Annotated in this window: 21 protein-coding genes; 10 read left to right on the top strand and 11 right to left on the bottom strand. The window is 72.0% G+C overall.

The window, feature by feature from the left end:
- Positions 1-124: 124 nt before the first annotated feature.
- From HTV45_RS12425 to HTV45_RS12400, 6 genes are all read right to left on the bottom strand, one after another.
- Positions 125-736, bottom strand: coding sequence for a Uma2 family endonuclease (locus tag HTV45_RS12425; RefSeq protein ID WP_215205758.1), 612 nt, complete (start codon positions 734-736; stop codon positions 125-127).
- Positions 737-895: 159 nt separating this feature from the next.
- Complete coding sequence (locus tag HTV45_RS12420) at positions 896-1,675, bottom strand: succinate dehydrogenase iron-sulfur subunit (RefSeq protein ID WP_215205757.1); 780 nt, start codon at positions 1,673-1,675, stop codon at positions 896-898.
- The gene (sdhA, locus tag HTV45_RS12415) at positions 1,675-3,429 is read right to left on the bottom strand and encodes a succinate dehydrogenase flavoprotein subunit (protein WP_215205756.1); all 1,755 of its coding nucleotides are present in this window, start codon (positions 3,427-3,429) and stop codon (positions 1,675-1,677) included. The genes HTV45_RS12420 and sdhA overlap by 1 nt, the downstream gene beginning before the upstream one ends.
- 19 nt (positions 3,430-3,448) lie before the next feature.
- Positions 3,449-3,931, bottom strand: coding sequence for a succinate dehydrogenase hydrophobic membrane anchor subunit (locus HTV45_RS12410; protein WP_215205755.1), 483 nt, complete (start codon positions 3,929-3,931; stop codon positions 3,449-3,451).
- Positions 3,932-3,936: 5 nt separating this feature from the next.
- Positions 3,937-4,317, bottom strand: coding sequence for a succinate dehydrogenase, cytochrome b556 subunit (gene sdhC, locus HTV45_RS12405; protein ID WP_159535433.1), 381 nt, complete (start codon positions 4,315-4,317; stop codon positions 3,937-3,939).
- A gap of 202 nt (positions 4,318-4,519) precedes the next feature.
- Positions 4,520-5,056 (bottom strand): 2-oxo-4-hydroxy-4-carboxy-5-ureidoimidazoline decarboxylase, encoded by a 537-nt coding sequence (locus HTV45_RS12400; protein ID WP_308309519.1) that lies wholly within the window; start codon positions 5,054-5,056, stop codon positions 4,520-4,522.
- Between the two features lie 287 nt (positions 5,057-5,343).
- On the opposite strand from HTV45_RS12400, the gene HTV45_RS12395 reads away from it, so the two are divergent.
- The 8 genes from HTV45_RS12395 (at position 5,344) to HTV45_RS12360 (ending at position 13,782) form a co-directional block, all read left to right on the top strand.
- Positions 5,344-6,933, top strand: coding sequence for a glycoside hydrolase family 20 protein (locus HTV45_RS12395; protein ID WP_215205859.1), 1,590 nt, complete (start codon positions 5,344-5,346; stop codon positions 6,931-6,933).
- 134 nt (positions 6,934-7,067) lie between these two features.
- A complete protein-coding gene (locus HTV45_RS12390; RefSeq protein ID WP_215205754.1) occupies positions 7,068-7,610 on the top strand; it encodes a hypothetical protein in 543 nt (180 codons plus the stop codon).
- Between the two features lie 108 nt (positions 7,611-7,718).
- Complete coding sequence (locus HTV45_RS12385; RefSeq protein WP_215205753.1) at positions 7,719-8,324, top strand: hypothetical protein; 606 nt, start codon at positions 7,719-7,721, stop codon at positions 8,322-8,324.
- 488 nt (positions 8,325-8,812) lie between these two features.
- A complete protein-coding gene (locus HTV45_RS12380; RefSeq protein ID WP_251691995.1) occupies positions 8,813-9,637 on the top strand; it encodes a DUF3152 domain-containing protein in 825 nt (274 codons plus the stop codon).
- Between the two features lie 170 nt (positions 9,638-9,807).
- Positions 9,808-10,425, top strand: a complete 618-nt coding sequence (locus HTV45_RS12375; protein WP_215205751.1) for an RNA polymerase sigma factor — start codon at positions 9,808-9,810, stop codon at positions 10,423-10,425.
- Positions 10,426-10,672: 247 nt separating this feature from the next.
- Positions 10,673-11,569: a hypothetical protein gene (locus HTV45_RS12370; protein WP_215205750.1), complete on the top strand. Its 897-nt coding sequence runs from the start codon at positions 10,673-10,675 to the stop codon at positions 11,567-11,569.
- Between the two features lie 402 nt (positions 11,570-11,971).
- Positions 11,972-12,646, top strand: a complete 675-nt coding sequence (locus HTV45_RS12365) for an RNA polymerase sigma factor (protein ID WP_215205749.1) — start codon at positions 11,972-11,974, stop codon at positions 12,644-12,646.
- Positions 12,646-13,782, top strand: coding sequence for a hypothetical protein (locus HTV45_RS12360; RefSeq protein WP_215205748.1), 1,137 nt, complete (start codon positions 12,646-12,648; stop codon positions 13,780-13,782). The genes HTV45_RS12365 and HTV45_RS12360 overlap by 1 nt, the downstream gene beginning before the upstream one ends.
- 188 nt (positions 13,783-13,970) lie before the next feature.
- Here the strand turns inward: HTV45_RS12360 and HTV45_RS12355 are convergent, their stop codons facing one another.
- Positions 13,971-14,819 carry a L,D-transpeptidase family protein gene (locus HTV45_RS12355; protein WP_215205747.1) on the bottom strand — a complete coding sequence of 283 codons (849 nt, stop codon included), beginning with the start codon at positions 14,817-14,819 and terminating at the stop codon, positions 13,971-13,973.
- 324 nt (positions 14,820-15,143) lie between these two features.
- Between HTV45_RS12355 and HTV45_RS12350 the strand changes: the two genes are divergently transcribed.
- Positions 15,144-16,742, top strand: coding sequence for a methylmalonyl-CoA mutase (locus HTV45_RS12350; protein ID WP_215205746.1), 1,599 nt, complete (start codon positions 15,144-15,146; stop codon positions 16,740-16,742).
- 66 nt (positions 16,743-16,808) lie between these two features.
- Positions 16,809-17,459, top strand: a complete 651-nt coding sequence (gene leuE, locus HTV45_RS12345; protein ID WP_215205745.1) for a leucine efflux protein LeuE — start codon at positions 16,809-16,811, stop codon at positions 17,457-17,459.
- A 65-nt stretch (positions 17,460-17,524) separates the two neighbouring features.
- On the opposite strand, the gene HTV45_RS12340 is transcribed toward leuE, so the two are convergent.
- The 4 genes from HTV45_RS12340 to HTV45_RS12325 form a co-directional block, all read right to left on the bottom strand.
- Positions 17,525-18,463, bottom strand: a complete 939-nt coding sequence (locus HTV45_RS12340; RefSeq protein WP_215205744.1) for a class I SAM-dependent methyltransferase — start codon at positions 18,461-18,463, stop codon at positions 17,525-17,527.
- A gap of 146 nt (positions 18,464-18,609) precedes the next feature.
- Positions 18,610-19,707, bottom strand: a complete 1,098-nt coding sequence (locus HTV45_RS12335) for an acyltransferase (protein WP_215205743.1) — start codon at positions 19,705-19,707, stop codon at positions 18,610-18,612.
- Positions 19,708-19,969: 262 nt separating this feature from the next.
- The gene (locus tag HTV45_RS12330; RefSeq protein WP_215205742.1) at positions 19,970-21,316 is read right to left on the bottom strand and encodes an alpha-2,8-polysialyltransferase family protein; all 1,347 of its coding nucleotides are present in this window, start codon (positions 21,314-21,316) and stop codon (positions 19,970-19,972) included.
- A 3-nt stretch (positions 21,317-21,319) separates the two neighbouring features.
- Complete coding sequence (locus HTV45_RS12325; protein ID WP_215205741.1) at positions 21,320-22,285, bottom strand: glycosyltransferase family 2 protein; 966 nt, start codon at positions 22,283-22,285, stop codon at positions 21,320-21,322.
- Positions 22,286-22,331 lie beyond the last annotated feature (46 nt).

Raw genomic sequence — 22,331 nt, 5'->3', positions numbered from 1 at the left:
GCGCGGTGCGGGTGCCTGCGTCGCAGCTGGGCGCGGTGCGGCTCCAGCCGTCGCGCGGATCGTACGTACGCCGTCGCCCCGGCGGTACAGGTGTCCGCCGGACCGGCCATGTCCGGTGTGCGGCTCAGTCGGCGGTGCGGGGCTGCCCGGCCGCGAGGATCCCGGCCACGTCCAGGGTGACCTTGGCGCCGATGGAGTCGGGGAGGGTGACCGACTGGCCGGGGGAGTGGAAGCGGTGGGTGGCGTACTCGCTCCCGACCGGGTCGGTCAGGACGTGGATGCGCTGGTGCTTGCGGTCGACGACGACGTAGACGGGGACCTTCGCCTCGGCGTAGGCGGCGACCTTGGTCTTCAGGTCGTTCCTCCAGTTGCTGGAGGTGACTTCCAGGACGAGGCGGAAGCAGACCGGGTCGTAGGAGTTGTTCTCGATGAGGTGCTCGTCGAGGTCGGCGTCCACCACCGCGAGGTCCGGGATGGAGTAGTCCTCGGTGTCGGTGGGCAGCCAGAGACCGACGCCTTGGAGTACTTCGGTCTCGCCGTCGTCAAGGCCCGCCATGATGAACGGACGCATGAGTTTGGTCAGGGCTCGGGCGTGAGGGCCATCCGGTGGCGGGGTCACGAGGAGCTGGCCTCCGATGATCTCGACGCGGTAGCCCGGATTGCGGTCCATGAGACGGTTCGCCTCTGCGGTCAGCGGACGCTCGCCGTGGGGCCGCTCGACGGATGCTGCGGACATCGCGTGCCTCCTAGGGGCTGGTGTCGAGACCATCATCGTAGGGCGGAGGATGCCCTCCCGTCCCTTGCGGCCACGTTCACCCCCAACGTGTGGCATATGCCAGAGGGCCCCGTCTCCAGCGGAAACGGGGCCCTCGTGGGCGTCGGCGAACGGCGTACGTCAGTAGCGGCGCGTGATCAGCGCACGCTTCACTTCCGCGATCGCCTTGGTGACCTCGATGCCGCGCGGGCAGGCGTCCGTGCAGTTGAAGGTCGTGCGGCAGCGCCAGACGCCGTCGCGGTCGTTCAGGATCTCCAGGCGCTGCTCGCCGGCCTCGTCACGCGAGTCGAAGATGAAGCGGTGCGCGTTGACGATGGCCGCCGGGCCGAAGTACTGCCCGTCGTTCCAGAACACCGGGCACGAGGACGTGCACGCGGCGCACAGGATGCACTTGGTCGTGTCGTCGAAGCGCTCGCGGTCCTCGGCGGACTGCAGCCGCTCACGCGTCGGCTCGTTGGTGTCCTTCGTGATCAGGAACGGCATCACGTCCCGGTACGCCTGGAAGAACGGCTCCATGTCCACGACCAGGTCCTTGAGGACCGTGAGGCCCTTGATGGCCTCGACCGTGATCGGCTTCTCGGGGTTGATGTCCTTGATCAGCGTCTTGCACGCCAGGCGGTTCTTGCCGTTGATCCGCATGGCGTCGGAGCCGCAGATGCCGTGGGCGCAGGAACGGCGGAAGGTCAGCGTGCCGTCCAGGTCCCACTTGATCTTGTGCAGCGCGTCGAGGACACGCTCCTTGGGGTCGATCTCCAGCTCGAAGTCTTCCCAGACGGCCTCGGCCGAGACCTCCGGGTTGAACCGGCGGATCCGGAACGTGACGGTGATGTACGGGGAGTCGGCGAAACCGGGCTCGGGGGAACCGGCCGCGTCCGACTTGTCGAGAACGGGGGTAGCCATCAGTACTTACGCTCCATCGGCTGGTAGCGGGTCTGGACGACCGGCTTGTAGTCCAGGCGGACGGTCTCGGAGCCGTCGGCGCCGACCTCGCGGTACGCCATCGTGTGGCGCATGAAGTTGATGTCGTCGCGGTTGGGGTAGTCCTCGCGGTAGTGACCGCCGCGGGACTCCTTGCGGGCCAGTGCCGAGACGGCCATGACCTCGGCCAGGTCGAGCAGGTTGCCCAGCTCGACGGCCTCCAGCAGGTCGGTGTTGAACCGCTTGCCCTTGTCCTGGATGGCGACGTTCCGGTAGCGCGCGCGCAGCTCGGCGAGCTTCTCCACCGCCGTCTTGATCGTCTGCTCGGTGCGGAACACCATGACGTTGGCGTCCATGGTCTCCTGCAGTTCGCGGCGGAGCTCGGCCACCCGCTCGGTGCCGGTGGAGGAGCGCAGCCGTTCGATCTGCTCGACGACGAGGGACTCCGGGTTCTCCGGCAGTTCGACGAACTCGGCCGTCTGCGAGTAGTCCGCCGCCGCGATACCGGCCCGCTTGCCGAACACGTTGATGTCCAGCAGCGAGTTGGTGCCCAGGCGGTTGGCGCCGTGCACCGACACGCAGGCGACCTCGCCGGCCGCGTACAGACCCGGCACGACGGTGGTGTTGTCCGCCAGCACCTCGCCCTGGACGTTGGTCGGGATGCCGCCCATCGCGTAGTGCGCGGTGGGCTGGATCGGGATCGGGTCCGTGTAGGGCTCGATGCCGAGGTAGGTGCGCGCGAACTCCGTGATGTCGGGCAGCTTGGCGTCCAGCTGCTCCGGCGGGAGGTGGGTGAGGTCCAGGTAGACGTGGTCGCCCTCGGGACCGCAGCCGCGGCCCTCGCGGATCTCCGTGTAGATGGAGCGCGAGACGACGTCACGCGAGGCGAGGTCCTTCATGACCGGCGCGTACTTCTCCATGAAGCGCTCGCCGTCCTTGTTGCGCAGGATGCCGCCCTCACCGCGGGCGCCCTCGGTGAGCAGGATGCCCATGCGCCAGATGCCGGTCGGGTGGAACTGGAAGAACTCCATGTCCTCCAGCGGCAGCCCGCGCCGGTACACGGCGGCCTGGCCGTCACCGGTCAGCGTGTGCGCGTTGGACGTCACCTTGAAGAACTTGCCGGTGCCGCCGGACGCGTAGATCACGGACTTCGCCTGGAAGACGTGGATCTCGCCGGTCGCCAGCTCGTACGCCACGACACCGGCCGACTTCTTGACGCCGTCGACCTCGGTGATCAGCTGGTCCAGGACGTAGAACTCGTTGTAGAACTCCACGCCCTCCTTGACACAGTTCTGATAGAGCGTCTGGAGGATCATGTGACCGGTGCGGTCGGCCGCGTAGCAGGAACGGCGGACCGGGGCCTCGCCGTGGTTGCGGCTGTGACCGCCGAAGCGGCGCTGGTCGATGGTGCCGTTCGGCGTCCGGTTGAAGGGCAGGCCCATCTTCTCCAGGTCGAGGACCGAGTCGATGGCCTCCTTCGCCAGGATCTCGGCGGCGTCCTGGTCGACCAGGTAGTCACCGCCCTTGACGGTGTCGAAGGTGTGCCACTCCCAGTTGTCCTCCTCCACGTTGGCCAGCGCGGCGGCCATACCGCCCTGCGCGGCGCCGGTGTGGGAGCGGGTGGGGTAGAGCTTCGTCAGGACGGCGGTGCGGCTGCGCTTCGTCGACTCGATGGCCGCGCGCATGCCCGCGCCGCCGGCGCCGACGATGACGGTGTCGTACTTGTGGATCTTCATATCTCTCGCAGCCCCGTGCCTAGCGGATGTTCGGGTCGAAGGTGAAGATCACCAGCGTGCCCAGCAGGATGGTGAACACCGTGGCGGTGTAGAGCAGGCCCTTGAGCCACAGCCGGGTGTTCGGCCGCTCCGCGTAGTCGTTGATGACCGTGCGCAGGCCGTTGGCGCCGTGCAGCATCGCCAGCCACAGCATCAGCAGGTCCCAGACCTGCCAGAACGGCGAGGCCCAGCGGCCGGCCACGAAGGCGAAGCCGATCTTCGAGACACCGCCGTCCAGCACCAGCTGGATCAGCAGGTGGCCGATGACGAGGACGACCAGGACGACGCCGGACAGGCGCATGAACAGCCAGGCGGCCAGCTCGAAGTTGCCCCGGGTGGTCTTCGGGGTCTTCTTGGTCCGCTTGCGCGGCGGCTCGATGACCGGTGCCGGGTTGTCGACGGAGTAGAGGGAGGCGCCCTCGACGGGGCCGATGCCCGAGGCGTTGGTTTCAGTCGTGGACATGGGCGTCAGCTCCCGAACAGTTCACGAGCGGCGTGGCCGAGGACGGGGTAGATCGCCCCGAGCATCAGCACGACCCAGATGGCGACGACGGTCCAGAGCATCTGCTTCTGGTAGCGGGCGCCCTTGATCCAGAAGTCGACGGCGATGACACGCAGGCCGTTGAGCGCGTGGAAGAGGATGGCGGCCACGAGGCCGTACTCCAGCAGCGCGACGATCGGCGTCTTGTACGTGGCCACGACGGTGTCGTAGGCCTCGGGGGACACCCGCACGAGAGCGGTGTCCAGCACGTGAACGAACAGGAAGAAGAAGATGAGGACGCCGGTGACTCGATGAGCCACCCAGGACCACATTCCTTCCCGGCCGCGGTACAGCGTTCCAGCCGGCACGGAAATTTCCTCCGGGAGCGGGGATCGGGGCCGCGCCGGCTTTCCTTGTCGGTCGGGCCCGGCCGGGTACGGTCCACCGGCCCCCAGCATGGTAGCGACGAGTGCCTGTGGTGCTTACAGGGGGCCTGCCGGTGTGATCAAACTTGCACTCGAAGGAGTGCGGGGCGGTTCCCCTCGGCCACCGGGGCGGGGGCATATGCGGTCATTTGCCCGGTGTGGCGCCGCGTGGATCGTTCACGCGGTTCCCCGCGCCCCCGAGGAGGTTCTCCAGACGGCCTCTCGCCAGGTGGCGGAGCTGCTCGGCGGCCACGACGCGTTCGTCCTCCGGATCGTTCGCCAATCGTGACCGGATGTCCGTCAGGACCCGGTCCAGGGCCTCTTCCTCGGGAATGCCGGCCAGGGCGATGACGAATACGTGTCCGAATTTGGCCTCGTAGGCCGCGTGCGCCGCGTTCAGGGCCGTGTGGGCCGCCGTGTAGGTGTCCTCCGGGAGGGCGGGCAGGGACTCCGCGGCCAGGGCCTGCGCGAGTTCCCCGGCGGAGAGGTCGTACGCCGCCTCGTCCGCGGCCGCCAGCAGGGACGCCAGATCGGGGTAGGGGCGGTGGCCGGCGATGCGCAGCGCCCAGCGGAGGCTGTGCAGACAGGCCAGCAGGGCGTGCTCGGCGTCCTGGGCGGGGGCGGTGTTGAACCGCTCCAGCGGGGACGGAGGGCCGGGCACGCCGCGGGACTGCGCGGGTATGGCGACTCGGCCGGGGAGGTCTGGGAGACGGTGCGCAGGCAGCGTGGGTCCTCGTGGGCGTCGCGTGAGTGTCGGTGGAAGATGCTGTGAGAGTTGTGCCGTCACGTTACCGAGTGCGTGCGAGACGTGTCCGATCGGTACCCCGGATTCACCCGGACGGCAGAGTTTGGGATCGGCTTGTGGACGCCCCTCACCCGGATGGGTCGTACGTTGGCTGAGTGAGTCGGCACAGGCAGCAGAGGCGGACGGAACACGGGCGGCGCGGGCGCCGCACCGTGGCGGGAGCGATGCGGGAACACCGGGTGCTGGCCGCGGCCGTCGCGGCGGGCGTACTGGTGGCAGGGTCCGGTGTGGCGGCCGGTCTGTGGGCGACGTCGGGCGGCGGGTCGTCCGCGGACTCCGCGGAGTCGTCCGCCACGCGGAGCCCGAGTCCGAGCCCCACCCGCTCCTACCCCCTGTCGAAGGCGCCGCGCACGATACCCGCCGTCCGCGGGCACACGGCGGAGCGCGGGCCGGGCTGGCGTCCGGCGAAGGGGTACCGGGTGGTCGTGGACGGTCCGGGCCTGGCCGACGAGGGCCGGCTGATAGCAGGCGAACTGGGGCTGGCGTACGCGGGGGAGAAGGACGACGAGCGGGCCGGGGACCTGCGCCTGGAGCTGAACCGCGACGCCGGCGCGAACCCGGAGTCGTACACGATGACCGTCCGGGGCGGACGGGTGACCGTGACCGCGCCGGCCGAGGCGGGCGTGTTCTACGGCACCCGCACCCTCAAGCAGGAGATCAAGGGGGCCGGCAGCGCCCCCGAGGGCGTGGTGCGCGACGAACCGGCCAAGCAGCGGCGCGGCCTGATGCTGGACATCGCGCGCAAGCACTACAGCGCCGGCTGGATCGAGGACCGGATACGGGAACTCGGCGACCTGAAGTACAACGAGTTCGGCCTGCACTTCTCCGACGACCAGGGCTTCCGCATCGAGTCCGACTCCCATCCGGAGATCGTCTCCGCGCAGCACCTGACCAAGGCGCAGGTCAGGAGGATCGTCGACCTCGCGGCCGCCCGGCACATCACCGTCGTCCCCGAGATCGACTCGCCCGGACACCTCGGCGCGGTCATCGCCGCCCACCCCGACCTCCAGCTGCGCGACGCGGGCGGCGACCCCGTGCGCGGCGCGATCGACATCTCCGAGCCGGAGTCCGCCGAGATCGTCGACGATCTGCTGGACGAGTACGCCGGACTCTTCCCCGGCGGGCAGTGGCACCTGGGCGCCGACGAGTACCAGGCCCTCGTGGTCTCCGATCCCGAGGCGTCCTTCCCCGAACTGGCCGCCGCCGCGCGGAAGAGGTTCGGCTCGGGCGCGACCGTCGAGGACCTGACGACCGGCTGGACGAACGACCGGGCCGACACGGTGCGCGCCCACGGCCGCACGCCCCGCGCCTGGAACGACGGCTTCTTCCGGGACGGTTCGGTGCGGGCCGCGAAGGACATCCGGGTGGCCTACTGGACCGGCAAGGAGATCGGCGCCCGGCAACCGGTCGAATACCTGACCGAGGGTCGCGAGGTCATCAACTACAACGACGAGTTCCTCTACTACGTCCTCGGCGAGCCGCAGACCTTCGTCTACCCGACGGGGAAGCGGATCTACGAGCAGTGGACGCCGCTGGTGCTGCGCGGCACCACCCCGGTCCCGGAGCGGTACGACGACCAGATCCTCGGCGGGTCCTTCGCCGTCTGGGGCGATCTGCCCCGCTCCCAGACCCAGGACCAGGTCGCGGCGGGCCTCCGCATGCCCCTGCGGGCGACCGTGCAGAAACTGTGGGACCCGGACACACCCGCCCTGTCGTGGACGGAGTTCCGGAACCTGGCGGACGAACTGGGCTGACCCGCGCCCGCCCGTCCGCGCCGTCCGTGCGCCTCCGCGCCCGGTGGCGGATTGCCGGAATTGCCTGCGAACCCCCGTGCGACTGTGGTGGTGTTCTGCTGGTCAGAACCTACGCACCGGGGGGACACCAGCACATGGGTTACTGGGGGTACTTCGTCGTGGGCCGTGCGGAGCGGCCGCTCGCCGAACTGGACGCGCTGGCCGGTGCGGCCGGGGGACTGACCTTGCGCACCTCGGCACCGGACGGCTGGCAGGTGTGGGAGTACCCGGGCGGCGAGGGCGACATCGGCAACATGAACGACCTGGCCCGGGAGACCGGATCGCCCGCGCTGTTCGGTTATGTCATGGGCAGCGACTGCGTGGTGGTGGAGGCTGCCTCGCCCGAGAGCGGGGCGTGGACGACCTGCCTGGCGCGGGCCGCGATGGCCGGGTACCTCGACGGACAGCGGGAGGGGCTCACGGTCGACGACTACTTCCTGGAACCCGCCGACGCCGCCGAACGCGCCGTCTTCTGGGCCGAGGAGGCGGGGCACGCGGTGTCCGCCGCGGACCTGACCGAGGTGCTGTCCGCCGCCCCCGGCTCTCCCCCACTCTCGGCTTCGCTCGAGCGGGGGCGGCCTCAGGCCGAAAAGCTCTTCTTCCGTCTCCTCGACCGGCTCGGAGTGGTGCCCGAGTGACACTCCCGGCCCGTCGCACGCAGTAAGGGGAAATGCGGGCTCCGCAGGGGACGAGGCCCGTACAGGGCCTCATCGGGGGGCCTGTGACGACCCGCAAGGGGGGCGTGGATGAGCCTGGTGGAACTGATCGCACAGGCCGACGGGCGCGGGCTGGCCGTGAGCGGCCTGGCTTGTCTGGATCGGTGCGTGCCCTTGCTGGGCGGCGACGACGAGGTGCTGCGGCCGCTCTGGGGGAGCCTCGCGGAGGACGCGGCCGCCGGTGACTGGGCCGAACGGCTCGAACAGGCGCGCGGCAAGCTGGACATGGTGGCCGGCGGCGCGCAGGAGGAGGCGGAGGAGTCCGTGGCGCTCGCGCACCGGATGCTCGCCGCCGCCCCCGCGGAGCGGTCCGCCGCCGGTCTCGGAGCGTGGGCCGACTCCTGCTCCCTCGCCGCGCTGCGGATCCACCGGCTGCTGGATGGTCCCGCCGCCGAGGACGACGGCCTGGCCGGACGGTGCCGGGAGGGGGCCGCGGAGGATCTGTCTCCGCTCCTCGCCGCCGAACTGCGCCGTCAGACCACCGTCCTGGAGCTCCTGGCCGCGCATGGTCCGGCAGGGCTGCGCGGCGCGCTGGAGGTGTCGACGGAAGGCCGGCGGGTGCTCCGCGCCGCGGTGTCCCGCCGCGGCCGCCGTGACGGCCGGGGCGGCTCGCGGGGGTCGCTGCGCATGGGGTGACGAAACGGTTCTTCACAGGGCTCCCCGGGGTGTGACGACTGCGGGGACGGCGACGAACAGCACGGACGCGTCCGGCGGGAGGCAGCGCCCGTAGCCCGTCGCGCCCCGGACGGCGTCGCGGAGTTCCGCCGGGGAAAGCCGGGGAAAGCCGGGGAAAGCCGGAGAACGCCGGAGAACGCCGGAGAACGCCGGGGCCGCACCTCGCGGACGTGCGAGGGATCGAAAGGTTGTACGGAGGTGCTGGGCCCGCCGTGTGGTGATCGACACGTCTCCGTCCCGTGACGATCATGATCGTCGCCCCCTCTGTCAGCAGGGGCCGGCCGGGAGCCGGTCCTCCGTTCAGTGAACGGACAGAGCGATACGAGGGGATTTCCGTCGTGGGGCATCGTGGCGGACGTGGGGACCGGCGCGCGCGGGGGAGGCGGCGAGGAGGACGGCGGGGGCGTGGATCCGCCCGGCCGCGCTGGAGCCGCACCGTACCGGCCGGGCTGGCCTCCGCCGCCGTGGTGGTCGCCCTGGGCGCGGCCGTCGCGCACTGCCAGGACAGGGACGCGGCCGCCGGGGGCGACCGGCCCGTGGCCGTCGGGGACATGCTGGAGGAGCCCGCCGGCGGCACCGGCGGTACCGGCCCGGAACGGGACCCGCGCGTCGCCGACAGCGCCCGGCCCCCCTCCTCCCCGCCGCCGCCCTCCCCCACCACGAGCCCGTCCGCCTCCGCCTCTTCCCCCGCCACGGAGACCGCGATCCCGGACACCGGCCCCGGCACCTTCACCACCGCACGGGCCGACGGGTCGGCCGTCGGTACGGGCAGCCGCGTCCGGCGCTACAAGGTGCTGGTCGAGGACGGTATCGATGTCCCGGCGAGCGAGGCCGCCGCCGAGGTCTCGGCGGTGCTCGCCGACCGCCGGGGCTGGACCAGGGACGGGGTGAACTCCTTCCAGCTGGTGAGCTCCGGGTCGTACGACTTCGTGGTGAAGATCGCGACACCCGGCACCACGGACCGGATCTGCGGTGCCGCCGGGCTGCTGACCCGCGGTGAGGTCAACTGCAGCGTGGGCACGGACGTGGTGGTCAACCTCAAACGGTGGGTACGGGGGTCACCGCAGTTCGACGGGCCGATCGGCGAGTACCGGGCGCTGATCGTCAACCACGAGGTCGGCCACCGCATCGGACACGGCCACGAGGGCTGCCCGGGGCCCGGCCGTCCGGCGCCCGCGATGATGCAGCAGATCAAGGGCCTCGACGGCTGTGTCGCCAACGCCTGGCCCTACGGGCGCGACGGCACGTACCTGGGCGGGCCCGCAGTCCCCTGACAGCCCCTGACCGCTCCTCACCGGCCAGGACGTGCCGTGCGAGGCGTCTGGCGAGCTGTGACGTATTCGTCGCTCCGGACGCTGATCACCGTGGGGCGTGGGCGCATTCGGACGTGCTCACGCCAAGCCACAGTGGTGCGCTACGCGCTCGGTACGGACGAGGACGGTTCTTGGGCCACGGAGGTGAATACCGCCGCACAGGGGCGTACGACGGGGAGCTGGGCGCGGCCGTCGGGCGGGCCCAGGAGGGTGACGAGGCGGCCTTCGCCGTGGCCTACCGGCTCGTGCAGCCGGGGCTGCTCGCCTATGTGCGCGGGCTGGTCGGGGACGACGCCGAGGACGTCATGTCGGACGCCTGGCTGGAGATCGCCCGTGACCTGGGCCGGTTCAAGGGTGACGGGGCCGGCTTCCGGGGCTGGACGGCGACGATCGCCCGGCACCGGGCGCTGGACCATCTGCGGCGGCAGCGGGTGCGGCCCCGGCCGTCGGCCCTGGAGCAGGACGTACTCGACCTGCCCGGACAGCAGAACACCCACGACCAGGCCATGGAGTCCCTCTCCACCGCGCACGCCCTCGAACTGGTCGGCGGGCTGCCGCGGGACCAGGCCGAGGCCGTGCTGCTGCGCGTGGTCGTCGGCCTCGACGGCCCCGCCGCCGCCAGGGTCCTCGGCAAGCGGCCGGGTGCGGTGCGGACGGCCGCACACCGGGGTCTGAAGCGGCTGGCCCGGCAGCTCGGAGCCGACGGTGTGACGGATGAGCCGCCGCGGACGCTGGGTGAGTCGACGTGAGTATCGGCCGGCACGGCGGACGCGGTGGGCGGCACGGCGACGTCCGCCCGGGGCCGTCCGCACCGGCGGCGGCCACGTGCAGGGCGGTGAACAGGCCGGATACGCGCCACGTATCCGTTGGTCCGTGCCGCGCCACCGGACGACCGGACCGCGTGGGCGGTCGGAACGGCCGGACCCGACGGCCGGGCGGAAGCCGAACGGAGCGGCCGGGCGGACCGGACGGGATCGAACAGGGACGGGAACGGACATGGGTGAACGGCAGAGCGGCGGTGGGCCGGCGGGCCGCCGGCGTGCGCACCCCGCCGAGAGCGTGCCGACCGCGGTGCACCATGAGGGTGTGCCGTCCGCGCGGAGCGGCCGGGGCACCGTCCCCGTCGGCCTGGAGGCACTGCTCGCCGCCGCGCTGATCCGTGACGGACTGGACCCCGGCGCCGAGCAGCGGGCCGTCACCGCGTTTCTGACGGCCCGGCACTCAGGCACGAGCGGCGCGCGCACCCGGCGCCGCGACGACTGGCGGGTGCGCCGGCGGCGCGTCGGCAGCCACTCGCTGAAGGCGACCCTCTCCGTCCTCGTCGCCGGTGTCACCCTGAGCGGTGTCGCGGTCGCCGGGATCGGCGCGGCGGGCGTGTCCGAGGACGGCCCCCGCGACACCGGACCCACCCGCACGCCGTCGCGCACCACCGTCCCGGCCACCCCGGGATCCACCGCCCCCGTCCCCGGCCCCGGTTCCGGCAGCCCGGACCTGGACCGGCCTGGAACCGCCCGGGACTCCGGGGCGGACTGCCGCGCCCTCGAACAGGCCGAGGGGCGTGGCAGGACACCGGACCCGTCGGCCCTGAAACGGCTCACGGAGGCCGCGGGCGGCGCTGCGCGCGTCCGCGCCCACTGCGCCGGGGAACGGGGCCGGGACGCGGGGGGTCCGGCGAGCGCCGGTCCGGCGGGCGGGGCGGGGAACGGTCCCTCCGGCGGTGCGGGCGGCCCCGCCGCCCCCGACGTCGCGGGCCGGGGCCGGGAGAGCGACCAGGGCGGGAATCCGGACCGGGCCCCGGGTGCCGTCACCGGCGAGAGCGAAGGCCGGGGCGGGACCGACGGCCGGGGCGGGAGTGCGGGGCGGCCCGCGGAGCCGGGCGCGGCGAAACCGTAACGAACACCGTGTGACCGCTGTTACCCGAGCACAGTGCTACCCGAGGCCAGTGACATCCGTGCTCAGGAGGTCGCCGCCGAGGCAACGGCCGGGGCCGCCACCCCCCACAGGAGAGGCCCCGGCCGTCGCGCGGTACGGGCCGCGCGGCGGCCCGTACCCTCTACAGCGCCGTGAGTGCGTTTTCTGTCACACCATCTCGTGTCACGGGTTAATTGCATCTTGGACGAACATGGACGGGGAGAGGATTCAGGCCGTAACGTGCCTTTCGCGCCAGGTCGCGGGGGGACAGATGACCACCAACCGTCCGTGGCCCAAGACCGCATTCACCAATTCGAGGAACCACGACGGCGAGTACCCGGTCCGCGAACGCGGCGCCGGCTGAGGCGCAGAAGGGCGCGCGCGGTGCTGGGGGACGACGCGGAGCTGACCGCCGCGGTGTGTGCGGCACAGGACGGGGACGAGACCGCGTTCCGGACTGTGTACCGCGCGGTGCACCCGCGGCTGCTGGGGTACGTCAGGACACTGGTCGGCGAGCCCGACGCGGAGGACGTGACCTCCGAGGCCTGGCTCCAGATCGCCCGTGACCTGGAACGGTTCACCGGTGACGCGGACCGGTTCCGCGGCTGGGCCGCCCGTATCGCCCGCAACCGGTCACTGGACCACATACGCATGCGGGGCCGCCGTCCGTCCATCGGCGGCGACGAGACCGAACTCACCGGGCGGGCCGCCGAGTCGGACACCGCAGGGGAGGCGATGGAGGCGCTGGCCACCGACGGCGCGTTCTCCCTGATCTCCCGCCTGCCCCAGGACCAGGCCGAGGCCGTCGTGCTCCGCGTGGTGGTGGGCCTCGACGCCAAGACCGCGGCCGACACCCTGGGCAAGCGTCCCGGTGCCGTACGGACGGCCGCGCACCGTGGCCTGAAACGGCTGGCGGAGCTGCTCGCCGACGATCCGGAAGGTCATCCGGAATCGTCCGGGGTGCTCGACGCGCTGCCGCCCCAGAGAGAACCACGCCGTCGTACGGTGACGTCCGCGAGTGTGACGCAGATGCGAACGCGGACGCAGAAGGACATGTGATGGCCGACGAGCAGTACAGGTGGCTGGACCGCGGGACGGCGGAGCGGCTGCTGAGCGGAGAGCCACCCGAAGCTGCCGACCCCGCCACCCGTGACCAGGCCGAACGGCTTGCCGCCACGCTGCACGCGCTCGCCGCCCCACCTCCCTCCGCCGAGGGCGGACTCTCCGGGGAGGCGGCCGCGCTGGCCGCCTTCCGCGAGCTGCGGGACGAACGCGAAGGGCGGGCCGCGCCGCTCGGCGCCGCCGGTCACCGTGCCGGAACGGCGGACTCCGGCGGGAGCCTGATCCGTATCGGCGCCCCGCGCGGTGATCGTTCCGGAACGGCGGACGGAGCGCGCGGCCCGCGTCGCCTGCGGTACGGGACGGCCGCGGCGCTGGCCGCCGGCCTGCTCGGTGGCGCCGCGGTCCTGGCCGGAGCCGGCGTGCTGCCCACACCGTCCGGCGGATCCGGGACCGACCCGGCGGCCTCCGCCTCTCCCACGCATCCCGAACGCCCCCTGCCGCCCCTCCCTCCGGACGGTGGCGCGGTCACGCCCGAGGGGCGGCATCCGGAGGGCGGCACGGGCGAGCACGGGACGGAGGCCCGGCGGGACGCCGGCGAGGACCGGCCGGGGACGTCGGCCGGTCCCGGATACGACCTCGGGGACCCGGGGGCACATGCCGGCCGCGGCGGGAATCAGACGGCGTCGGCTTGCCGGGCCTTACAGGACGGCAAGAACCTGAACCGCCGGCGCGAACGCCTCCTCGAGGACGCGGCGGGCGGCCCCGCCCACGTCGGTCCGTACTGCGCGGACGCGCTGGCGTCGGACGGGGACGGCGCCGGTACCGGGCGCCCGCCCGGGAAGGGCGCCGATGCGGGCGCCCCCGCGGGCGGCGGCAGCGGCAAGGGCTCCGAGACGAGCAACGGGAACGGCAACGGGAACGGGAACGGCGGGAGCAACGGCAACAGCGGCAGCGGCAACGGCGGGAGCAACGGCAACGGCAACGGCAACGGCAACGGCAACGGCGGGAGCAACGGCAACAGCGGCGCCCACCCCGGTAAGGGCGAGGGCGGCAATCAGGGCAAGGGCGGCAAGAAGGGCCAAGGTGCCGAGCAGGCGCCAGGTTCCGGGAAGTCCCAGGGAAACAAACCCTGACCTGCGCTTTTGGTGTCCGTTGAACGGGCCGCGCCGCCAGGTGTGACACTTCCGGCCCGCGTGACGCAGTAATAAGTGAGCCGACTGGTCATCGGCCGTCGCACAGAGCCGGGGTTCCCCCCGTACTCACGGCTCGTGCACCTCGGCGCGGGCGGGACACGTTCCCCCGGTCCCGCCCGCGCCCCATCTCACCAGTGCACGACGACCTTGTCGCCGTTGCGCACCTGTCCGTACAGCCGCGCGATCGCCTCCTCGTCCCGTACGTTGACGCAGCCGTGCGAAGCGCCGCCGTACCCTCGCGCGGCGAAGTCGGCCGAGAAGTGCACGGCCTGGCCGCCGCTGAAGAACATGGCGTACGGCATCGGCGAGTCATAGAGCGTGGACACGTGGTGCCGGGACTTCCAGTAGATGCGGAAGACACCCTCACGGGTCGGCGTGTACTCCGAGCCGAAGCGGACCGGCGTCGTCGACACCGTCCGCCCGTCGATCATCCAGCGCAGGGTGCGGCTCGACTTGCTGATGCACAGCACCCGGCCGGTCCGGCAGCGGGCGTCGGGCGCGTCGGCCGGCTGGCCGCCCATCAGATACAGCTCCCACTTGCCCGGCTCGCGCGTCATCGCGAGCAGCCGCTGCCAGGTGACGCTGTCGGCCACCCCGGTCTCCGGCAGTCCGCGCTTGCCCTGGAAGCCCCGGACCGCCTTCTCCGTCGGTCCGTCGTAGTCCCCCGTGGGCCCGTGGAAGATCCAGGCGACTTGCCGCAGCCGGGCCTGGAGCTCCCGGACGTCCCGCCCGGAGTCGCCGGGTGACCACAGCACCCGCGGTGATTCGGGGTCGGGGCGGGCGGGGGACGGCCGGTCGGTACCGTCCGGCGTCCGGGAGACCGGGGCGGTCGGCGTCCGGCCCGGCACTTCGATGTGTACCGGGGGCTTGCCCGCACCGCCCGCACCGCCCGCACCGGCGGGCTGCACCGTGCAGCCCGCCGCGCCCGCCGCGAGGGCGGTGAGCGCCGCGAGACCGGCGATCCCCTTCCTCCTCATGCCCGTCCTCCGCACCCCGGCCCCCTGTCGTCCCACCGGCCTCGCGCCCGGTCGCGCGCCCGGTCGTCCTCTCAGGTCTACCCAGGAGATGACCCCGGCCGAACAAAGGGGCATGGTGGTGAGTGACCCAACGGCAGCCGCCTGGGCGGGTGCTGTGAGCGGAGTCCCATCGCGGTTGTGAGGAAGGTCCCAGCGTGTGCCCCTGCACCGGGCCGCACGCGCACCGCTACAGTCCGTGGAGGAGTCGGCCCGGTACTGGTGAGCAAATGGGCGGTCGGCGGGCGATCAGGTCGAGCAAGGCTGCTCAGCGGGAGGCATCACACCATGGCGCGCGAGTCGGGCAGTGCCCGGTCCACCGAGAGTGGACTGCCCATCGAACCGGTCTACGGGCCGGAAGCCCTCGAGGGCTGGGACCCGGCCGCGAAGCTGGGTGATCCGGGGTCGTACCCCTTCACCCGCGGCGTGTACCCGACGATGTACACGGGCCGGCCGTGGACGATGCGCCAGTACGCCGGCTTCGGCACGGCGACGGAGTCCAACGCCCGCTACAAGCAGCTGATCGCCAACGGCACGATGGGCCTGTCGGTCGCCTTCGACCTGCCCACCCAGATGGGCCACGACTCCGACGCCCCGATCGCCTCGGGCGAGGTCGGCAAGGTGGGCGTCGCCATCGACTCGATCGACGACATGCGGGTGCTGTTCGGCGGAATCCCGCTGGACAAGGTCTCCACGTCGATGACGATCAACGCCCCCGCCGCCCTCCTGCTGCTCCTCTACCAACTGGTCGCGGAGGAGCAGGGCGTGAGCGCCGACAGGCTCACCGGCACGATCCAGAACGACGTGCTGAAGGAGTACATCGCGCGGGGCACCTACATCTTCCCGCCCAAGCCCTCGCTCCGGCTGATCGCCGACATCTTCAAGTACTGCCGGGCCGAGATCCCGAAGTGGAACACGATCTCGATCTCCGGCTACCACATGGCCGAGGCGGGTGCCTCTCCCGCGCAGGAGATCGCGTTCACCCTCGCCGACGGCATCGAGTACGTCCGCACCGCGGTCGCGGCCGGCATGGACGTCGACGACTTCGCCCCGCGCCTGTCGTTCTTCTTCGTGGCCCGCACCACGATCCTGGAGGAGGTCGCCAAGTTCCGCGCGGCCCGCAGGATCTGGGCGCGGGTGATGAAGGAGGAGTTCGGCGCCAAGAACCCCAAGTCGCTGATGCTGCGCTTCCACACGCAGACGGCCGGGGTGCAGCTGACCGCCCAGCAGCCGGAGGTGAACCTGGTCCGGGTCGCCGTCCAGGGCCTGGGCGCGGTGCTCGGCGGCACCCAGTCGCTGCACACCAACTCCTTCGACGAGGCGATCGCCCTGCCGACCGACAAGTCCGCACGGCTCGCCCTGCGCACCCAGCAGGTCCTCGCCTACGAGACGGACGTGACGGCGACCGTCGACCCGTTCGCCGGTTCCTACGTCATCGAGAAGATGACCGACGACGTCGAGGCGGTCGCGCTGGAGCTGATGCGGAAGGTCGAGGACCTCGGCGGCGCGGTCAACGCCATCGAGCACGGCTTCCAGAAGAACGAGATCGAGCACAGCGCCTACCGCATCGCCCAGGAGACCGACTCCGGCGAACGCGTCGTGGTCGGCGTCAACCGCTTCCAGCTGGACGCGGAGGAGCCCTACGAGCCGCTGCGCGTCGACCCCGCCATCGAGGCCCAGCAGGCCGACCGTCTCGCCGCACTCCGCGCGGAGCGCGACCAGCAGGCGGTCGACTCGGCGCTCGCCGCCCTGCAGAAGGCCGCGGAGGGCGAGGACAACGTCCTGTACCCGATGAAGGACGCCCTGAAGGCCCGCGCCACCGTCGGCGAGGTCTGCAACGCGCTGCGCGCGGTCTGGGGCACCTACGTGCCGACCGACGCGTTCTGAGCCGCCCCTTCCCGGTGACCGGAATCATGCGGAGGAGTGTCGTACCGCCGTGCGACACTCCTTTCCATGTTCGGCGTCATCGACCTTCCCGCCTACCTGGCGGGCCTGGCCCTCATCATCCTGCTCCCGGGGCCCAACTCGCTGTATGTGCTGTCAGTCGCCGCCCGGCGCGGTGTCCGGGACGGGTACCGGGCCGCGGCCGGGGTGTGGTGCGGGGACGCCGTGCTGATGACACTGTCGGCCGCCGGGGTCGCCTCACTGCTCCAGGCGAACGCCGTCCTGTTCGGCATCGTGAAGTACACGGGCGCCGGCTACCTGACGTGGCTCGCCGTCGGCATGCTGCGGGCGGCCTGGGGGATGTGGCGGACACGGCGGGACAAGGACGAGGCCGAAACGCCCGCCGCCGTCGCACCCGGTGAGCGCCCGTACCGCAGGGCGCTGGTCGTCAGCCTGCTGAACCCCAAGGCGATCCTGTTCTTCATCGCCTTCTTCGTGCAGTTCGTCGACCCGGGCTACGCCTATCCCGCGCTGTCCTTCGTGGTCCTCGGCGTCTTCGCCCAGCTCGCCAGCATGCTCTACCTCAGTGTGCTGATATTCGGCGGCACCCGGCTCGCCGAGGCCTTCCGCCGCCGCAGGGGTCTGTCGGCGGGGGCGACCTCGGCGGCGGGCGCGGTGTTCCTGGGCTTCGCGGCGAAGCTGTCACTGGCGGGCTCGTAGCGGTCGGCCCGCAGCGGTCGGCGGCCCACGAACCGGCAGGGTCCGGAACGGGGTGAGCAGAGGGTTCAGGCGGCCCGCAGGAACGCCGACAGGGCGGCCTTGCCGAGGTAGGTGAACCGGGTGGCGCCCGTGAGGTGCTTGTCCAGGGCCTCCTCGATGCCGGGCCACTTGGGGTCGCCGAAGTCGTCCAGGACGACGATCCCGCCCGGGGCGGCGATCTCCTCCGCCCACTGCAGGTCCTTGGCGACCCCCTCGGCCGAGTGGTCGCCGTCGACGACGATCACGCCGTAGCGGCGGTCCGAGACGGCCGCACGGGTGCCGGGGTCCTCGGAGAACCCCCGCTGGATCCGGGCGGCCACGCCCGCCGGACCGGCCAGGGCGAGATTGGTCCGCACGGCGCGCTCGTCGACCGGTGTGCCGGAGGGGTCGGAGCGGCGCGGAGTGCCGGGCTGGAGCTGCACACCGGCGAACGGGTCGACGATCGTCACGCCCGGGCTCCGGCCGTCGCGTTCCATCATCCGGATGAGCCCGGCGGAGAACATGCCGTAGAGCGTGCCGATCTCCAGGATCTCGTCGTTCGGCGGGTCCAGCAGGGGGATCGTGCCGAGCTTGCCGCAGATGTTCATGGTGCCCCCGGCGATCCGGCCGGTCCCCAGCGACTCGAGCGCCACCAGCAGCCGGTACGCGGTGGCGACATTGCGTTCGGCGGCGCCCCGGTCTCCCGCCAGCTCCGCCACTTCGGACCGCAGCCGGTTCAGCGGGCCGGGGCTCACGGCCCGGGAGAGACCCCGGCCGGAGGAACCGAGCAGCAGCTCCAGGGTGAGCTCCTGACGCCGCACCGTCTCGGCGGTCTCCCGCAGCCGCTCACGGTCCGCCGCGTCCGCGGCCGCCGTCGAGCGCAGCCGCCGGTCGATGTGCCGGTCGATGCGCCGGTCGATGAGATCGGCGACCGGCCGCAGCACACGCCGGGACACGGAACTGGTGAGCAGGGAGCGGGTGTTCATGGAGCCGGAGACCTCGATCCGTCGGAAGCGCGGTGGGAGTGGTGTGGCTGCCGGGTGGGGGACAGGCTAGGCGGGCACCGCCGGTGGAGGAGGGGTGCGGAGGCGAGCGGCACGCGAACACCTGACGAACACCGTGTGGCGCCGCGTCAGCCGAGCAGACGCCGCAGGTTCAGCCTGCCCCACAGCAGGCTGGTGGCGAACGACAGCACCAGCACCGTGACCAGCAGACCGGCCAGCAGCAGGCCGGCCACCGGCCCGCCCAGGTCCGGCGACACCAGCGGAGCGACGATCTCCTCCACGAACAGCACATGCACCATGTACGCGCCGAGCGCCGCACCGGCCAGCTTCCGCAGCGCGGGCCGCAGCTTCTCGGGGACCCTGATCCTGCTGATCAGCAGCAGTACGCAGATACTCATCGCGGCGACGAAGAGGTGCGCGTTGGGCATCACGTAGTGGACCTGGGTGTTGTACCAGAGGGCCCCGGCCATGGTCAGCGGCAGCACCGCGTACAGCGGCCACCGCCACCGAAGGGCTCCGGCCGGCAGGGTGAACAGCAGGGCGCCGCCGACCGCGTACACCAGGGAGTAGGTACCGAACCCCCAGGTGACCTGCGGCATGTCGTGGCCGGTCACCTCGGTGACCGTGGCCAGTGCGCTCGGCAGGACCGCGAGGGCGAGGAGTGCGGCGCCGAGGCTCCAGGGCCGCTTCCCGGCGGTGAGCAGCAGCGCGAAGGCGAGCAGGGCGATGATCGGGATGTAGGTGTACATGAACCACAGGTGGTAGGCGGGCCGTACGGAGCCGGCCAGGGAGTCCGTCGCCAGCTCCGTCATGGGGCGGTCGTTGCGGTCGCGCAGCCAGGCCCAGAGGAGGTAGACGGCCGTCCAGGTGAAGAGCGGGACGGTGTTGCGGACGATCCGCTGCCACATGCGTGCGCTGTCGCGCGGGGGCGCGCCCACGAGGACGGCCCAGCCGGCGATGGCGAAGTACAGGGGGACGGCGAAGGGGTTGATCGCCTCCGCGATGTGGCCCGCCCAGTAGGAACCGGCCCCGTTCGCGGGGTCGTTGTCCGTGGAGCGGATGAACTGGGCGCCCACGTGGCCCACCATGATGGTCGCGGAGCAGATCAGGCGCAGCAGGTCGATGTCGTAGCGGTGCTCCCGGGGGGTGGGGGTCGGCTTCTGTCCGGGGGCGGCTGGGCTTTCCTGCTGCTGCTGCGGCAGGCGCACGGCGGTGTTGTTGGGCACCGGGTCACTGTGGGGCGGGGCGGTGTACGGGAGTTGACGGGTGGATGGCACAGCCGTGACCGGTCGGTCTCGGTTGGCCCGCCGGGCGTGACGGCTGGGCGGGGGTGGGTTGCGCAGCCCGGCGTCCACGGGGTGCCTCCCCGCCTCCCCCACTCTCGACTGCGCTCGAGCGGGGGACCCCCATCGCCCCGCGGCACGATGGTCCGCGGCCGGCCGGCCGGCCGGGATCCGGGATCCGGGATCCGGGATCCGGGGTCCGGGGTCAGCGGTTCCGGCGGACAGCTCGGCGGACGACGCGGGTGGCCCGGCCTGCCTGGATCCTCGCCCGGGTGCGTGGTGTGCTGCCCGGCAACGCGAGTTCGGCCAGGCGGAGTTCGGGGAAGTAGTAGCCGGGCGTCTCGGACAGGTGGGCGCGGAGCCAGTCGGTCGCCGTGTCACGCAGGCCGGCGTAGGTCTTCGGCTGCATGCAGAAGCCGATCGCCCGGACCAGCGGGGACAGGGTGTCCGGCGCCCGCCCCACCACCGCAGGGGGCTCCGCGCGTTCCAGGTCCGGCACCAGGTGGTCGATCACGGCCAGCGGCACCCGGTTGCTGTTCGGGTAGGGCTTGAGCCGGTCCATCACCAGCGCCGTCCCGACCCGGGCGACGGGCACGTCGTAGTAGGCGGACGCGGTCACCATGGCCGTGGAGAAGCAGCCGACGACGAGTTCGGGACGGCCAAGCCGGTACAGCGTCTCGGCCAGCAGCGGCGCGTCCAGCACGGTGAGCCGTACGCCCGCGTCCGCCGCCGCCTTGCCGAGCGCCGCCGAGTAGCCCGCGGGAGCGGTCGGGTGGGGCTTGAAGACGAGGGACCGGTGCCCGGCGCGCACGGCCCCGGTGAGCATACGGACATGGAGGTCCTCCTCCTCCCGCGCGCTCAGGATGTTGATCGCGGCGAGATACTGGCCGAGGAGCACGGCCGTCGGGGCCTCCGCGAGCACGGGCGCGAGCCGCGGGTCGTCCGCCGCGTCCCGCGAGATCTCGTCCAGTACCCCGCGGAACGCCCCGTCGGGGACGACCACCGGTGCCACCGCGTACTCGGAGAGCAGCATCGGCCGCAGACCGGGGATCAGGTCGAGGTGCAGCAGCCGCCGGACGCGGCGGGCGATGGTCAGCGGAAGCCTCTCCCGGGTCGGTCCGTAGCTCATCAGACCGTCCGCGTAGACGTCGACGGCGGCCTCGGTGAAGATCGCCGCGAGCGCGCGGGCCGGGTTGGCCTGGATCGACTCGACGGCGAGCTCGATCCTGTCCCCCTCGTCGATGTCCCAGAGAAGACGGAACGCCCGCTGCCACACCACCAGGTCGCTGCCGCGCGGGCCCCAGGCGCTCGGGTGGTAGGGGCGGATCGCCTCGTTCCAGCTGACCACCGAGTCGAACCGGCCGGCGATCGGCCCGTAGCCGTGCATCTCGTCCAGCCGCAGGGCGGTCTCCGGCACGGCGGCGTTGTTGCAGACCAGCAGGACGCGACGGGCCTTCCCGCGCGGTCCGAAGAGGCCCGCGTCCAGGGCCGCGGCCAGCGTGGCCGCGCCGTAGAGCGTGGAGACCTGGAAGATCTGGGTCGTCTGGGGCATGGGTCAGGCAGCCTTCCGCCCGTCACGCAGGCGGCCGAGCAGCCTGCTCCGGGTGCTGTCGATGGTGGCGAGGGTCTCCTCCAGCGCCTGCTGGGGCATGCGGTGCAGCGCCTCCCGCGCCTCCCGCCGCAACCGCCGGGCCGCCGAGGGCTCGTACGCGTCCGCCTTGCCGATGTGGAAGGCGATCATGGCGCAGTAGGTGCGGACGGCCTTCAGGAGGAACCGGTCGCTTTCCGGGTCACCGAGCACATCCCGCAGCAGTGCGTCGTACGCCGGGATGAAGTCCAGCTGGCGGGAGTCCTTGACCTGGGTGAGGGAGGTCGCGACGCCGCGCCGGTAGAACACGCCGTGCAGGCCGAGGGAGGCGTACGTCCGGGCCGTCAGATGCAGTTGCCAGATCCACAACCGGTCTTCCGCCGTGCGGAGTTCGGTCACGAAGCGCATACCGCCGTCGGCGAAGAGGCGGCGGTGGTAGATGCCCGCCCAGACGAAGGGGTAGTCGACCATCGTCTCGGTGTCGGCGGGCGTGATCCCGTCGCGCGGATCCATCACCGCGCCCCGCACCGGTGCTGGCGGACGTTTGATCACCCGCTCGGTGCCGGTGGCCTGGACGTGGTCGGTGCGGGCGAAGTCGCAGCCCAGTTCCTCCATGGCCCGCACCATCCCGGCGAGATGACCCGGCCCGTACCAGTCGTCGCCGTCGAGGAACGTGAGGAACTCGCCCCCGGCCGCGTCGATACCGGTGTTGCGTGCCTGGGCGATGCCCATGTTGCGCTCGTGCCTGATCACCCGCGCGCCCGGCAGCTTCTCCGCCCAGCGGTCGATCACCCAGGGTGTGGCGTCCGTGGAGCAGTCGTCGACGAGCAGGAACTCGACGTCCGGGCCGGCGTTGGCGGCGAGACTGCGCAGCGTGCTCTCGGCGAACGGTTCCACATTGTGCAGGGGGACGACGACGGACAGTTTCGGCACGGGGGCCTCACCTCGGGGTGTTTCGGGAACGGCGGGATGTCTCGGC

Source organism: Streptomyces sp. CHD11, assembly GCF_018638295.1.
Lineage (GTDB): Bacteria > Actinomycetota > Actinomycetes > Streptomycetales > Streptomycetaceae > Streptomyces.
This window is presented reverse-complemented; position numbering and strand designations above follow the sequence as displayed.